Genomic DNA, 13,972 nt, shown 5'->3' on the forward strand with positions numbered 1-13,972 from the left:
CGGGCTTGCCCCGCGAAAAGAGGATTCCCCAATGATCCTGCAACGCCTCTTCGCCCTGTTTTTGCTGGCGGTGTGCGCCGCCCTGGCAGTGATGGCCTGGCCCTACCAGGCAGCTTTTTCCTACGAACCGGTCGGGCCACGCGCCTATCCCTTGCTGATGCTCGGCCTGATGGCTGCGGGCCTTGTGTACCTGGCCTTTCGCCCCACGCCCATCGTCCGCAAGGATGACGAGCCCGAACTGGACCGCGAAACCCTGAACAAGATCGGCCTCTGCGTCGCCTTGCTGCTGGTCTTCGCCGCTACCTTCGAGCCGCTGGGTTTCATTGTCAGCAGCATCCTCATCGGCGTGCCGATGGCGCGCCTGTATGGCGGACGCTGGCTGCCCAGCGTGGTGATCATCGGCCTGATGAGCATCGCCCTGTACTGGCTGTTCGACCGTGTGATGGATGTGCCCCTGCCCCTCGGCCTGCTCGACGTTCTGGAGAACTGACATGGATACGCTTGGCTATCTCGGCCAGGGCTTCGGCATCGCCCTGAGCCCCTACAACCTGGTTACTGCCCTCACCGGCACACTGATCGGCACCGTGGTCGGCCTGTTGCCGGGCCTGGGCCCGATCAACGGCGTGGCGCTGCTGATCCCGATTGCCTTTGCCCTCGGCCTGCCGCCGGAGTCGGCGCTGATCCTGCTGGCAGCGGTGTACCTGGGCTGCGAATACGGTGGGCGGATCAGCTCGATCCTGCTCAACATCCCCGGTGAAGCCTCGACGGTAATGACCACCCTCGACGGCTACCCCATGGCCCGCCAGGGCCTGGCCGGAGTGGCGCTGTCGCTGTCGGCCTGGAGCTCGTTCATCGGCGCCTTAATCGCTACCTGTGGCATGGTGCTGTTCGCACCGCTATTGGCGAAATGGGCGATCGCCTTTGGCCCGGCGGAATATTTCGTGCTGATGGTGTTCGCCATTGTCTGCCTCGGCGGCATGGCCGGTGACCGGCCGTTGAAGACCTTCATCGCGGCGCTGATCGGGCTGTTTCTCTCCAGCGTCGGCATCGACGCCAACAGCGGTGTGTACCGTTTTACCGGTGACAGCGTGCACCTCGCCGACGGCATCCAGTTCGTGGTGCTGGTCCTGGGCCTGTTCTCCATCAGCGAGATCCTCCTGCTGCTGGAAAAAACCCATCACGGCCACGAAGCGGTGAAAGCCACCGGACGCATGCTGTTCAACTTCAAGGAAGCGGCCTCGGTGTTCCTGGTCAACATTCGCTGCGGCCTGCTCGGTTTCATCATGGGCGTGTTGCCCGGTGCCGGCGCAACCCTGGCCAGCGCCGTGGCCTACATGACCGAGAAGCGCATTGCCGGTGCCAGCGGCACCTTCGGCAAGGGTGACAAACGCGGCCTGGCGGCGCCGGAAACCGCCATCGGTGCTTCCTGCTGCGGCGCCCTGGTACCGATGCTGACCCTCGGCGTACCGGGTTCGGGCACCACGGCGGTGATGATCGGTGCCCTGACCCTGTACAACATCACCCCGGGGCCAATGCTGTTCGAACAGCAGCCAGACATCGTCTGGGGCCTGATCGCCTCGTTGTTTATCGCCAATATCATGCTGGTGATCCTCAACATCCCGATGATCCGCATCTTCACCCGCATCCTCGCCGTGCCGAACTGGGCACTGGTGCCGGTGATCGCGATCATCACCGCGATCGGTGTGTACGCAGTGCATGCCACCACCTTCGACCTGTTCCTGATGATCGGCATCGGCATCTTCGGCTACATCCTGCGCAAGCTGGACTTCCCACTGTCGCCGATCCTCCTCGGCTTCATCCTCGGTGGGCTGATGGAGCAGAACCTGCGCCGTGCGCTGTCGATCTCCAACGGCGCCCTGGACATCCTCTGGTCGAGCCCGATCAGCGTCAGCGTGTGGGGCCTGACCATCGCCATGATGCTCCTGCCGCTGCTGCGCATCTGGCGCAAGCGCAGCCTTCAGCGCCGTGCCCTGGCCGATGTCTGATGGCCGCCTGAAACTGTACTGGGCCACCGGCCTGGTCGGCTTGGCTGGCGGTTACCTCGCCAGCAGGGTCGGCTGGCCACTGCCATGGATGGTCGGCTCGTTGCTGGCGATCATCCTGGTGCGTTGCCTGACGCCCTGGCAACTGAGCGAGATCCCCGGTGGGCGCAAATGCGGGCAGTGGATCATCGGCATCGGTATCGGCCTGCACTTCACCCCGGCGGTGGTCGAGCAGGTGGCGAGCAACTTCGGTTTGATTTTCTGCGGGGCACTGATCACCAGCGTCTCCAGTGTGGTCGGGGTGTGGTTGCTGCGCCGTACTGGTGAAGACCGCGCCACGGCGTTCTTTTCCAGCATGCCCGGCGGCTCCGGGGAGATGGTCAACCTCGGCGCCCGCAACGGCGCGGTGCTCAGCCAGGTGGCGGCAGCGCAGAGTTTGCGGGTACTGGCGGTGGTGCTGTGCGTGCCGGCGCTGTTCAAGTTTTTGCTCGGCAATGGCGTGCCGTTGACCCACACCGGCAGCGTCAACTGGAGCTGGCTGGTAGTGATCTGCCCGCTGGGCGTGTTGCTGGCCCTGGGTTGGCAGCGCTTGAAACAACCCAACCCGTGGCTGTTCGGGCCGTTGCTGGTGGCGGCGGTGGCCAGTGTCAGCGCCAACCTGCAGGTTGCCCTGCCCGACGGCGCCAGCCAGATCGGCCAATGGCTGATCGGCAGCGGCCTGGGCTGCCACTTCAACCGCGCGTTCTTTCGCCGGGCGCCGTCGTTTCTCGGGCGCACCTTGATCGCCACGGCCTTGACCATGCTGATCGCCGGTATCGCCGCCTGCGTGCTCAGCGTCATGACCAACCTCGACCTGCGCTCGTTGACCCTGGGCATGATGCCCGGCGGCATCGCCGAAATGAGCCTGACCGCCGAAACCTTGCAACTGTCGGTACCGCTGGTCACGGCGCTGCAGGTGATGCGTTTGCTGTTCGTGCTGTTTCTGGCCGAGCCGTTGTTCAGGCATTGGGACAAACGCTGCGACTGAAACAAAAAAAGAGGAAGCCAAGGCTTCCTCTTCTTCTTTACGCGCTTACCAGGTGAAACGCACCCCGACGTTGGCACCGAACGGCTTCTCGATCTTGTCGCCGTTGCTGTAATCGATATCGGCATGCAACTGCAGGCGCTCGGACAGCGACACGGCAATACCGGCACCGACCTCGGCACGCGAGCCGGACAGGTCGTTGTTGAACACGTTGTCGTTGACCTTGACCTGGTTGTTCTTGGCGAACTCATGCACCGCGGCAGCGCGCAGATACGGCTGGGCAAAACGGCCCTCGCCCAGGTCGAAGTTGCGACCCACCGTGGCACCGGCTTTGCCAAGCACCGAGGTAGTACGGTCACCTTCAGCCTTCAGGCCGCTGTCCAGGTCGTAGGACGCACCCTGGATGCTCACGGCCGACACTTGGGCGAAAGGTTCAACGAAGTAGCCGTCATCGAGCTTGATGTGACGACCGAACTCGGCCGATGCACCCACACCGCTGGTCTTGTAGTTACCCTTGGCCTGGCTGCCGTCGCTCATCGCCACCTTGGACTTGTTGTCGAAGCGGTTGACCTTGGCCACCGCGTCGAAGTAGTAACCGCTGTCCTGATCCAGCCAGGTGGTGTAGGCACCGGCGTAGTAGCTGTCGACCGTACCGCTGGTACCACGGCTCAGGTCCAGGTCCGACTTGCTATGACCGGCCAGTACGCCAACCAGCCATTGGCTGTCGCCCACCTGGGCATCGGCACCCAGGGTGAAGCCCTGCTGGGTTTGCTTATAGGCGGTGCCAGACGATTCGGCAACGTTGTACTTGCTGCCGTAGGCCCGGCCCCAGGCACCGCTTTTACCTTCGTTGTAGCGCAACTCGCCCATGCGGGTGCGCAGCGACGACAGCTCGCCGTACCACACGGTCGGTGCGGTGTTGAACAGCGCCAGGACCGAACGGGTGCCGGGGCTGATGACCTTTTTCTCAGTGTCCAGGTGCCAGTCGTTGCCTTCCTTGGTCAGACCGTAGGAAAACGCACCCAGGTCTACAGGACCGTTCAACAGGCTGAATTCGGCATCGCCGCCACCGGTAGTGACCACGGTGATCCGCTCAACGGCGGCCGGGTCATGACCACTGGCACTGATGGCGAGGGTATGCTGACCATCGGCCTGACCGCTGACATTGAGCAGGTCAGCTTCGCCAGTGGCGAAGTCAGCCGATATATGAAAGGTGCCGTTGCCAGACAACTCTCCCAGGTCAAGGCGATAGAACTGGCCAGGCTCGCCGAATTGCACATGACCGCCCTGCAGGCTCAACTGCTCAACCTGGCTGTCGCCAATCAGCGCCCAGGTGCTGTCGCCATTGAGCGCCAATGCGTCGACGTTTTCCAGGCGCCCCTTGAACAGCGATTGATCGTTCAGGCTCAGTTGCGCCGCGCCGCCCGCGGCGACGATCACGTCACCTTCCAGGCTGGCGTTGCTCAAGTCCAGATTTGCAGTGCTGCCTTCACCAACCAGGATGTTACCGGCCAGGGTGCTGCGGCTGACCTGCATATCCGCCGAGCCGGCGTTCTTGAGCTCAAGCAAGTTGCCGTTGGCGCCTTCCAGGCTCGAACCATTGAGCACGTCGATACGGGCGGTAGTTGCAGAGTCCACCACCAGGGCCGCTCCAGTCCCCCCGATCACTTTGCTATTGTCCAGGAGCAACGTCGGGGCCTGCTCGTTGGCTTCAGAGCCATAGTATTCATGAGACAAACGTACACCGCTCTCGGCGCCCTTGATCACGCTGTTGTGCACCTGGGCCTGGCCGCCGATCATCAACAGACCATCAGCCGTAGCACCGGTCAGGCTCGAGTCTTTGAGCGACAGATTGCTATAGGCGCTGAGGGTTGCACCAAATCGGCCACCGTTGATTTCGCTGCTCTGGACCTGGACCTCAGAACCGGTTGCCGAACCATCGAGCAATCGACCAATCGTCAGGCCGTTGCCCTGGGCGCTATCGATACGTGCGTTGGCGATACGGGCGGTACTGCTCACCAGGGCAACAGCGTTGTTCGAGCCGCCGGCAGTGACGGTGCCACCTTCGATGTTCAGTTGGCCCTTGCGCACTTGAATGTGCTCGGTACGCGCACCCTGTACATTCAGAGTGGCATTTTCCAATACGCGATAGTTGTAGGACGGCGTCCCCGAGGTAGCGGTAAAGGTCTGGTTGCTTTCGACAACCTTGGTGATAGCCAGGGCCTGAGCCGATGCCATCACCAAGGGAGCGACAAGGGCTGCCTGCAGGGCGCACGAAAGCGCCGAGGGTTTGAAGATGCTTGGCTTGGTCATGAGATTCTACTCCGCAGCATTGAGACTATTCAGTTCCGGATTAAACAGAGCCAACTAGTTCAAGCCCCGTTTGTTCGGAGCGCAGAATAGAAACTTCTGACAGAATCTTATGTAGGAATATTCCTCATAAGAAGTAGGCGCAATCAACAGGTAGTGTCGCGCCTATATAGAAAAAATGAAGCCGAGCATTGCTCGGCTTCATTCATTATCAAACAATCAGCTTATGGCCTTCCTGGGCAAAGCCCGGTCCCCTGTTCGCCAAAGTAGTAGTAAGACTTCACTGGAGAACGGCCAATTGCCTGGCCACCACGTTCCTGAATCCAATACAGCTCGACAAAGCCGCTGCGTAGCGGTTCCATGCAGGGAATCCATGGGATTATGAGATTTACCCCAGTGTCAACTTCGTTTTGATTGAGTACTTCCCGTGTAAAAGATGAACGCGTCGCTTCGACAGGCACCGAATTGGTAAAACCTTCCAGGCCCAGCCAGTGCAAAGTAATGGTGTCGCCCACTTGAAGATGTTGAGCATCAAGAATCCTGGCATTAACGCCTCGCCATGGAAAATCGGAACAACTGATACCCACTTGGTTACCGAGCAAATTCAACTCAGGCTCGTTGACCGCTGCCAATGGAATGGCACTGACATCCACCAATTGACTGTCCGACGACTGGAAGTTGGTGGTGGTCGCATTGGCAAAAATTTTATAGAACAGCGGAATGTCCGTTCCATTGCCGACCGTGACAATATCGTCCCAGCTGATCTGCAACGGGATCGAGTCACCGGGATTGTCTGTGCTCAGCACTGTGTAGGTGGCCACCAACAGGTTTTCCGGACCATAGTAAAGCCGAATAACCTCCCCCGTTTGCGCAGGATCATACAGGGTAAAACTGACGTCGGCAGGCTGGCCTGCATCCTCTGAGCGCAGAAGATTCAGTTCCTCCGTCGACGAGGTCAGGAGCGGAACATCCAGCTCCGGATTGACCGGACCGGGCTCGCCCGGGTTAGGCGGCCCAATCAACTCCAGGTCAACTTCCACGTCCAGGACAGGAGAAGGGTAGGTTTTGCTGCGGATGACTTCATAGCGCACTTTGGCCGTATGCGCGGTCCCCTCGACCCCGTTGGAAATAGTCCCCCACGATGCAGTAAACGGCAAAGGCCAGTTAGGCGTTGGCGGCAGGAAGACTCGATCCACATAACGATCATTCCAATACACACGTACTTCATCGCCCGCCAGGGCATTGGTATATTCATCCACCTCGATCAGCACGCCTTCACGTGCCTCGACAATATCAATGGGCGCTGCATCCACCCTGGGTGGTAGCAGGTCGATGGGCGTTGGCTCGAGGATTACGAATACTTGCTGACGGTGTGCCAGCTTGCTCGGATTGCCGGCCCGGTCTTCCAGTATATAGGTCACCTGCTTGGTACCCGGCCCAGCAAGGAGCAACTCTTCTGTTGTCAGCACTACATTGATGGGCCTTTCACTGACCAGCCCGCCCTTATTGGGTTGCGACTGCTCATCGCCAAAGAGGATTGCCCAATAGTCACCCACTTGCGGGTCAAGGTAGTCTGGAATCTGCAACACTAACTGATTGTCGTGCGCTTCCAGATACTCAGGCGTCACCGTGGCATCCGGCAGATCCGCCGGAAGAATGATGGCCGCTGGAAAAGCGCCAAGATTCGGATCTAGCCTGTCGACTGTTACCGTAAGATTTTGCGAAACCCCATCATTGGGATTTATGGAGTTGACTACATCAAAGTAGACGATTTTCTCACCGTGAGACTCAAGCACCGGATCCTGCAGCGTCACGGGAATGGGAAACGAGACCACATGGGGCACCGGCAACTCAAAACTGTGAACGGGCCTTTCGTTAATGTAAACGGTTACCGTATCGATGGTACTGGGCGGCCCGACTGTAGTAAAAGCCGGAATGTCCACCTTGAGCCCTTCGGGGATTTTCGGTGTACGCAGCAAATTAATCTGTCCCCCTTCAATATTTTGCTCTGTGTTAGTGGGAACAGGCGGATTGAACAAATTTCGAAAACGTCTAGGCTGCGGCGCTCGCGTCTTGGCTTTTACAGTCGGCACACCGGTTGTCTCTTCAAACTTGGTCATCTTGGTATCTCCTGAAAATATAAATAGATTTGGAACACCATCAGCACCACACCGTCGGCCCAGCCGCCACCCTGCCGTCCAGCAGCCAAGTGGTAACAAAGCCAAACATTGTTAAAAGCAGAACGTCACCCTAAGTACGGGTGCTCAGCACTTCACCGTGCTGAACAAAACCTCATGCACGACACTGTTCAAGTTTCCGGATCACAGTACAAACCCGTGCTCAGATCGAGGACCGAGAGTCGCGCGCGCGCTAATCCAGAGTTGCCCGCACCGCTTCCGTCAGCCTTATCAAGTCGGTAACGGACATTCCCGCCGCCACGCCCGTCCTCCCGTGCTGCCAACTTGATCAACGGGTCGTAGGGCAGCACGGTAAAGATGTAACCCTGCTCGGATTCAAGATCCTCCCGGGTCAGCACATGTTCGAAACTCGCCTGGGTCCCGGGAATAGGGTTATTGCCTATCTGGCCGTAGTCGCCTTCCCAGTGCAGGGTAATTTTGTCATCTACCTGAAATTGCGAGTCTTTCGGAATTTCAACCCGCACGCCCAGCCACGGCTGGTTGCTGCAGTTGATCCACTGGTTTCGATCGGCGTCTGGGAAAGTGGCGGGCGCCAGGCCTTCGATGACTCGCACCTCGACACGCACGGGTGTTACGGGCGACCGTTGCCGGTTAACCCCGTTGAAGGTGGTGTACTGCATAGGGAGCGCAGGTGAATTGCCGACCCCATGGATAATCGCCCAAGGAACGCTCAGCACGATCAATTGCCCGCCGACATCCTCAGCCTTCACCTCGTAGCGATCTACCGCCTGCAGATGGCTCCCCCAGAACAATTCCAGCACCTGACCGGTTTGCGGGTTGTCGTACAGGCGGATCTCGACGTGGGCGTCGAGGCCGACATCGGCACCGGTCAGCACATTGTCTGCAGTCAATCCCTTGACCACAGCGGGTTGCAGCAATGGGTTTACCGGATCCGGACCGGGAGGCGGGCCGGCCACTGTCAGGTCGACGTCAACCCATAAGGTCGCGGATGTGAGCAAAGCCCCGCTGCGTCGCCAGGTGTAGTGCACCCGATCAACAAAAGGTGCAGCAAAGCCTCCTGCCGCGAGGATTGCCCAACTGACCGGGGCCCTCAAAGGCCATTGCTGATTGTCTGATAGGGTTATCAAGCGAAGCGGCAGCCCACGCCAGTAGGCCTGAACCTGATCGCCAGCCTGTGCGTCGGTGATGGCGTCAATATGAACTTCGACGCCTGTCTGGGCGTCTTCCAGATCGATCAGCCCATCAGCATCGAACCTGGGCACCCGAGGATCAGGCAAGGCGCCCGGCAGTTCATCCAGCACCACCTCAAGCCCCTGGTCCTCGGACTTTGGCCCGCGGTTACCGGTTCGATCTTCCAGGCGATAGTAGGCTTTATGCGGGCCTGAACCGCTCTCACGGACCAGCATCGCATCGTATTGCACGATGATCGGAGCGTTGACATCAATAATGCGCAGCTCACCAGCGTAGGGCAGTTCGAGGGATTGCTCATCCGTTTCAATGACGGGCAACTTTTCCCAGTAATACATCAGCAGGTCGCCCACTCTGATATCTGGCCAAGGCACGACCCGGGCATCGACCGTGTCGTGCCGACTGAGGTAATCCTCGGTGACGCCGTTGATCAGGACTTCCTGATCAAATTGCAGGGGCTTACCTTCCTCGTCGCCATTTGGCGCCTGCTTGTCGATAAACAAGTGCGTTGCGTGCGAAAGGGACGGGTTCACCGTTACCGTAACGCGGTATTCGACCCGCGCAGAGCCCGGCGCCGCCATGTAGTCCGACGGCATCGTGCAGACCACTGGAATAACATCATCCGGGATGACCGGTTGCGGGAAGGTGAATGTTTCAACCACAACCCCTCGCCAGAGGAACTCGACCTTGGTGTCAAAGCCCGGAGGTGCAGTATCGTAGTCCGCCCAGATCTCCTCGATCCTGATCGCCAGTGGACGTAACTGGTCTTCCTTGCGCACCAAATGCCCCAGTACATCATCGTCCGCCAGTTCCATGGCGGCCGGAACGACCGGTGCGGCGTAGCACTCCCGAGGTTTTACCGGATCATCAGCAGTATCAGAATCATCCGAGCCCATGGCGACAGTTCCTTCCAGCGAAGAGGACCGTGGCAGCCAGCCTGTAGCTGGCTGCCGTGGAAAACCTGGAAGTATTAGATGCCTATTTCAAATCGGCCGAAACTGACAAAAATGCTAGGTACCCGGCCTCAAACCGGCGGCAAACGCCAGTCGATCGGGGTCAGCCCGCGCTGCTCGAGGAAGCGGTTGGCCTGGCTGAAATGCCCACAACCGAGAAAGCCCCGGTAGGCCGACAACGGCGATGGATGCACCGACTTGAGCACCAGGTGCTTGGTGGCATCGATCAGCTTCTGCTTGCTCTGCGCATGGGCACCCCAGAGCAGGAACACGCTGTTGGGCTGGTGTTCGCTGACCACCTCGATGATGCGGTCGGTGAAGAACTGCCAGCCCCTGTTGGCGTGGGACGCGGCATTGGCACGCTCGACGGTCATGGTGGTGTTGAGCAGCAAGACACCCTGCTCGGCCCAGGACTGCAGGCAGCCGTGCTTGGGGATCTCGATGTTCAGGTCACGCTGCAACTCTTTGTAGATGTTCACCAGCGACGGCGGCGGCGCCACCCCCGGTTGCACCGAGAAACACAGGCCGTGGGCCTGGCCAGGGCCGTGGTACGGGTCCTGGCCGAGGATCACCACCTTGACCTGGTCCAGCGGCGTGGAGTTGAGGGCGTTGAAAATCAGCGGGCCTGGCGGGTAGATCTCTTTGCCGGCGGCGTGTTCCTCACGCAGGAATTCGCGCAGCTGGTGCATGTAGGGCTGGTCGAATTCGGCGCGCAGGGCCTCTTTCCAGCTCGGTTCAAGTTTGATGCGGTCGTCGTCAGTCATGGTCGGGTCCGTAAAACAATGGCGCGACACTAGGAAAGCTGCCTGCGCTTGTCAATCGATCCGACCGGCGACCGCCGAAATCACCAGCAGCGGCCATACTTGTGCGGATCAACCACGAGGTCGCCCATGGCTGCAGTACAGTGCGAAGAACTCACCGGCGTCGACGGCGCGCGCATCGGTGTCGCCACGCTCAATGCGCCGCAAACCCTCAATGCCTTGTCGCTGCCAATGATCGAGGTACTCGATGAACAGCTCAAGGCCTGGGCCGATGACCCGGACATCGTCTGCGTACTGCTGCGCGGCAGTGGCGCCAAAGCCTTTTGTGCCGGCGGTGAGGTGCGCAGCCTGGCCCAGGCCTGCAGCGACCATCCCGGCCGGGTACCGCCCCTGGCGGCGCAATTCTTTAGCGCCGAGTATCGCTTCGATTACCACCTGCATACCTACCCCAAACCGCTGATCTGCTGGGGCCATGGCCACGTGCTGGGCGGCGGCATGGGCCTGTTGCAAGGCGCCAATGTGCGCGTGGTAACGCCAAGCAGCCGCCTGGCCATGCCGGAAATCAGCATCGGCCTGTACCCGGATGTCGGTGGCAGCTGGTTCCTGTCCCGCTTGCCCGGCAAGCTGGGCTTGTTCCTGGGCCTGACCGGCGCACCGATCAACGCCACCGATGCCCTGGACCTGGGCCTGGCGGACCGTCTGCTGGGCGAAAGCCAGCAGGAAGAACTGCTCGATGACCTGCTGCAACTGAACTGGCAGGAGCAGACCGCCCTGCAGCTCAACAGCCTGTTCAAGGCGCAGCAGCATGGCGCCCAGGCTGAACGGCCCGAACCCCAGTGGCTGCCCAGGCGCCAGCAGATCGACGCCCTGCTCGATGTCGCCGACCCAGTGTGCGCCTGGCGCGCCATCGCCCAGTTGCGCAACCACGCCGACCCGCTGTTGGCCAAGGCCGCGCAGACCATGCTCGAAGGCTGCCCGTTGACTGCACACCTGGTGTGGGAGCAGATCCAGCGCGCCCGCCATCTGTCACTGGCCCAGGTGTTCCAGATGGAATACACCATGAGCCTCAACTGCTGCCAGCATCCGGAGTTCAGCGAAGGGGTGCGCGCACGGCTGATCGACAAGGACCAGAAACCGCGCTGGCACTGGGCGGATATCGCCCAAGTGCCAACGGCGGTGGTCGACGCGCATTTCAGCAAGGCGTGGGAAGGACGTCACCCCTTGGCGGACCTGGCCTGAACGGCGCCTCAGCGGCGCCAGTTGCGATCCGGCCAGCCGTCACGGTTGCGCTCGTGGCGTGACGAACCCTGGCGGTAGCGGTCATGGCCGCGGCCCGGATACGGCTTGTAGTAGTTATGCGGAGTTTCCCGGTAATAGCCGTGGGGTGCAGGACGGTAGTAATGCGGTGGTGGCGCGTAGTAACGCGGGGGTGGTGCCACGTAGTAGCGCGGCTGCGGAGCTACGTAATAACCACGATTGTAGGGATAGGACGGCCGGTAGTAACCCGGATAGCCGTAGCTATCGGCGGTATAGATTTCAGTGCGGTAATAACCGTGACCTCCATAAGGGACACAAGCGGTAGTCAGCAAACCCAGCACTACAATCAGCAAAAGTCGGCGATTCATGGCGGCCTCCTGGACCGCGAAACTGCCCATCCCAGCGGCGCTGGTCGGCGTCGATCGGCAAGCGTGCATCGACATGAAATAAGACTGCCAAAAACAGGTCCGGTGCCATTGCTGCAATAAATTGATACAAGGCCGATACCCTTAAAAATCGTAAAGTTATTTTTCTGCCAGACCACTAGAATGAAGGCCATTGGCCCACAGACCGGGAATGTCATGCCGCCTCGTTCCGCCCTGTTTTCGCAGCGCTCGCTGATCCTGACATTACTGCTCTTGCTCGCCTGCGGCTTTTTGGCGACGTCCCTGCTGAGTTACTTCGCCTCGCGTAGCTCGATCCGCGACAACATCGTCAACACCGAACTGCCGCTGACCTCCGATACGGTGTATTCGGAAATCCAAAAGGACCTGGTGCGGCCGATCCTGGTCTCCTCGATGATGGCCCACGACACCTTTCTGCGTGACTGGGCGCTGGCCGGCGAACGGGACCCTGCTCAGGTGAACCGCTACCTGAACGAGGTCATGCGTCAGCACCACGCCTACACGGCGTTCTTCGTCTCAAACACTACCGGCGTCTACTACCAGGCCAAGGGCGTGCTGAAGAAGATCGACCCGCAGGCGCCCCGCGATGCCTGGTACCAACGGGTGCTGACCCTGAACACGCCCTACGAGATCAACGTCGACCTCGACATGGCCAACCAGGATCGCCTCACGGTGTTCATCAACTATCGGGTGTTCGACTACGACGGCAAGTTCATTGGCGTTGCCGGTATCGGCCTGACGGTCGAAGCGGTGATTCGCCTGATCGATGATTACCAACAGCGCTACCAGCGCCGGGTGTTCTTCGTCGACCGCCATGGCCGCGTGGTGCTGACCGGCTCCAGCGGCGGCCCCCATGGCGCCCGGTCTGGCCAGTCGCTGACCGAGCTGGACGGTTTGCACAACCTGCTCAAGCAGATGCCCACCCCGGTCAGCGGCAGTCATGAGTACCGCAGCAGCGACGGCCACAGCCATTTCCTCAATGTGCGCCTGGTACCGGAGCTGAACTGGTTCCTGTTCGTTGACAAGCGCGAAGACGGCGCCATGGACGCCATACGCCAGTCGCTGTACCTGAACCTGGCGATCTGCGCGATGATCACCCTGGTGGTGCTGTCGCTGCTCAATGCCATGGTCAAGCGCCATCAGGACAACATCGAAACCCTGGCCACCCTCGACAGCCTCACCGGCCTGCCCAACCGCCGCGGCTTCGACCTGCTGGCCGCGCAAGCGCTGCAGGAAGCCCAGCGCGAACCCAAGCCGCTGATCGCCCTGCTGATCGACCTCGACCACTTCAAGGCGCTCAATGACACCCATGGCCATCTGGCCGGCGACGAAGTACTGTGCCAGTTCGCCCAGGTGCTGGAAGACTGCCTGCGCCATGCTGATATCATCTGCCGCTGGGGTGGTGAGGAATTTATCGTGCTGCTCAAGGACACCGACAGCCACAGCGCCCTGGCCGTCGCCGAGAAGATTCGCAGCAAGACCGAAGCACTGGCCTTTACTTATGCCGGGCAGCCGATCCATCTGACCGCCAGTATCGGCTTGAGCAACCTGCAGGCCGACGATACCCTGCACAGCCTGATCGCCCGTGCCGATCATGCCCTTTACCGGGCCAAACAGAGTGGACGCAACCGCGTCTGCAGCGAGATGCCCCGATCCGACCATGAACAGCCTTGATCATGAATGACACCCGCCGCTGCCCCGCCTGTGGCGCCAGCAACGATTGCAGCCTCGCCGACCCGCGCACGGCCGCCCAGGCCTGCTGGTGCTATGGCGTGAGCATCGACCCCAAGGTGCTCCAAGCCCTGCCCTGCGAGCTGCGCAACCAGGCCTGCCTGTGCCCACGCTGCGCCAAGGTCGAGGCGCAATTGCAGGCAGCCAAGGCCGCGCCCGAAGGTTAAACTGTCGCGCCCTGC

Annotated in this window: 11 protein-coding genes; 6 read left to right on the forward strand and 5 right to left on the reverse strand. The window is 60.5% G+C overall.

The features are described from left to right. Positions 1-31: 31 nt before the first annotated feature. Genes PspR32_RS20515 through PspR32_RS20525 form a run of 3 tightly spaced genes read left to right on the forward strand, consistent with a single transcriptional unit; the run spans position 32 to position 3,030 of the window. Positions 32-490 (forward strand): tripartite tricarboxylate transporter TctB family protein, encoded by a 459-nt coding sequence (locus PspR32_RS20515; RefSeq protein ID WP_010220960.1) that lies wholly within the window; start codon positions 32-34, stop codon positions 488-490. A gap of 1 nt (position 491) precedes the next feature. Beyond that, positions 492-2,006 carry a tripartite tricarboxylate transporter permease gene (locus PspR32_RS20520; RefSeq protein WP_159389091.1) on the forward strand — a complete coding sequence of 505 codons (1,515 nt, stop codon included), beginning with the start codon at positions 492-494 and terminating at the stop codon, positions 2,004-2,006. Continuing rightward, the gene (locus PspR32_RS20525) at positions 1,999-3,030 is read left to right on the forward strand and encodes an AbrB family transcriptional regulator (protein WP_010220958.1); all 1,032 of its coding nucleotides are present in this window, start codon (positions 1,999-2,001) and stop codon (positions 3,028-3,030) included. Before PspR32_RS20520 ends, PspR32_RS20525 begins: the two co-directional genes overlap by 8 nt. A gap of 45 nt (positions 3,031-3,075) precedes the next feature. Here PspR32_RS20525 and PspR32_RS20530 read toward each other — a convergent pair whose 3' ends face one another. From PspR32_RS20530 to ung, 4 genes are all read right to left on the reverse strand, one after another. Next, a complete protein-coding gene (locus tag PspR32_RS20530; protein WP_159389092.1) occupies positions 3,076-5,340 on the reverse strand; it encodes an autotransporter outer membrane beta-barrel domain-containing protein in 2,265 nt (754 codons plus the stop codon). Between the two features lie 221 nt (positions 5,341-5,561). Next, positions 5,562-7,457, reverse strand: coding sequence for a hypothetical protein (locus PspR32_RS20535; RefSeq protein ID WP_159389093.1), 1,896 nt, complete (start codon positions 7,455-7,457; stop codon positions 5,562-5,564). 188 nt (positions 7,458-7,645) lie between these two features. Beyond that, the gene (locus PspR32_RS20540) at positions 7,646-9,580 is read right to left on the reverse strand and encodes a hypothetical protein (protein ID WP_159389094.1); all 1,935 of its coding nucleotides are present in this window, start codon (positions 9,578-9,580) and stop codon (positions 7,646-7,648) included. Between the two features lie 128 nt (positions 9,581-9,708). Continuing rightward, positions 9,709-10,401, reverse strand: a complete 693-nt coding sequence (gene ung / locus PspR32_RS20545) for a uracil-DNA glycosylase (RefSeq protein ID WP_010220954.1) — start codon at positions 10,399-10,401, stop codon at positions 9,709-9,711. 126 nt (positions 10,402-10,527) lie between these two features. Between ung and PspR32_RS20550 the strand changes: the two genes are divergently transcribed. Next, the gene (locus tag PspR32_RS20550; protein ID WP_159389095.1) at positions 10,528-11,637 is read left to right on the forward strand and encodes an enoyl-CoA hydratase/isomerase family protein; all 1,110 of its coding nucleotides are present in this window, start codon (positions 10,528-10,530) and stop codon (positions 11,635-11,637) included. A gap of 8 nt (positions 11,638-11,645) precedes the next feature. Here the strand turns inward: PspR32_RS20550 and PspR32_RS20555 are convergent, their stop codons facing one another. Beyond that, positions 11,646-12,023: a hypothetical protein gene (locus PspR32_RS20555; RefSeq protein ID WP_010220952.1), complete on the reverse strand. Its 378-nt coding sequence runs from the start codon at positions 12,021-12,023 to the stop codon at positions 11,646-11,648. A 213-nt stretch (positions 12,024-12,236) separates the two neighbouring features. Between PspR32_RS20555 and PspR32_RS20560 the strand changes: the two genes are divergently transcribed. Together PspR32_RS20560 and PspR32_RS20565 are read left to right on the forward strand one after the other, a co-directional pair. Then, complete coding sequence (locus PspR32_RS20560) at positions 12,237-13,733, forward strand: sensor domain-containing diguanylate cyclase (protein WP_026001186.1); 1,497 nt, start codon at positions 12,237-12,239, stop codon at positions 13,731-13,733. 2 nt (positions 13,734-13,735) lie between these two features. Next, positions 13,736-13,957 carry a cysteine-rich CWC family protein gene (locus PspR32_RS20565; RefSeq protein WP_010220950.1) on the forward strand — a complete coding sequence of 74 codons (222 nt, stop codon included), beginning with the start codon at positions 13,736-13,738 and terminating at the stop codon, positions 13,955-13,957. The last annotated feature ends 15 nt before the right edge of the window (positions 13,958-13,972 follow it).

The sequence above is a fragment of the Pseudomonas sp. R32 genome (assembly GCF_009866705.1).
GTDB classification, from domain to species: domain Bacteria; phylum Pseudomonadota; class Gammaproteobacteria; order Pseudomonadales; family Pseudomonadaceae; genus Aquipseudomonas; species Aquipseudomonas donghuensis.

Excerpts from the sequence above, each read along its gene's own strand:
- PspR32_RS20515 (WP_010220960.1), top strand. The coding sequence starts at position 32 with ATGATCCTGCAACGCCTCTTCGCCCTGTTTTTGCTGGCGGTGTGCGCC.
- PspR32_RS20520 (WP_159389091.1), top strand. The coding sequence starts at position 492 with ATGGATACGCTTGGCTATCTCGGCCAGGGCTTCGGCATCGCCCTGAGC.
- PspR32_RS20525 (WP_010220958.1), top strand. The coding sequence starts at position 1,999 with ATGTCTGATGGCCGCCTGAAACTGTACTGGGCCACCGGCCTGGTCGGC.
- PspR32_RS20530 (WP_159389092.1), bottom strand. The coding sequence starts at position 5,340 with ATGACCAAGCCAAGCATCTTCAAACCCTCGGCGCTTTCGTGCGCCCTG.
- PspR32_RS20535 (WP_159389093.1), bottom strand. The coding sequence starts at position 7,457 with ATGACCAAGTTTGAAGAGACAACCGGTGTGCCGACTGTAAAAGCCAAG.
- PspR32_RS20540 (WP_159389094.1), bottom strand. The coding sequence starts at position 9,580 with ATGGGCTCGGATGATTCTGATACTGCTGATGATCCGGTAAAACCTCGG.
- ung (WP_010220954.1), bottom strand. The coding sequence starts at position 10,401 with ATGACTGACGACGACCGCATCAAACTTGAACCGAGCTGGAAAGAGGCC.
- PspR32_RS20550 (WP_159389095.1), top strand. The coding sequence starts at position 10,528 with ATGGCTGCAGTACAGTGCGAAGAACTCACCGGCGTCGACGGCGCGCGC.
- PspR32_RS20555 (WP_010220952.1), bottom strand. The coding sequence starts at position 12,023 with ATGAATCGCCGACTTTTGCTGATTGTAGTGCTGGGTTTGCTGACTACC.
- PspR32_RS20560 (WP_026001186.1), top strand. The coding sequence starts at position 12,237 with ATGCCGCCTCGTTCCGCCCTGTTTTCGCAGCGCTCGCTGATCCTGACA.
- PspR32_RS20565 (WP_010220950.1), top strand. The coding sequence starts at position 13,736 with ATGAATGACACCCGCCGCTGCCCCGCCTGTGGCGCCAGCAACGATTGC.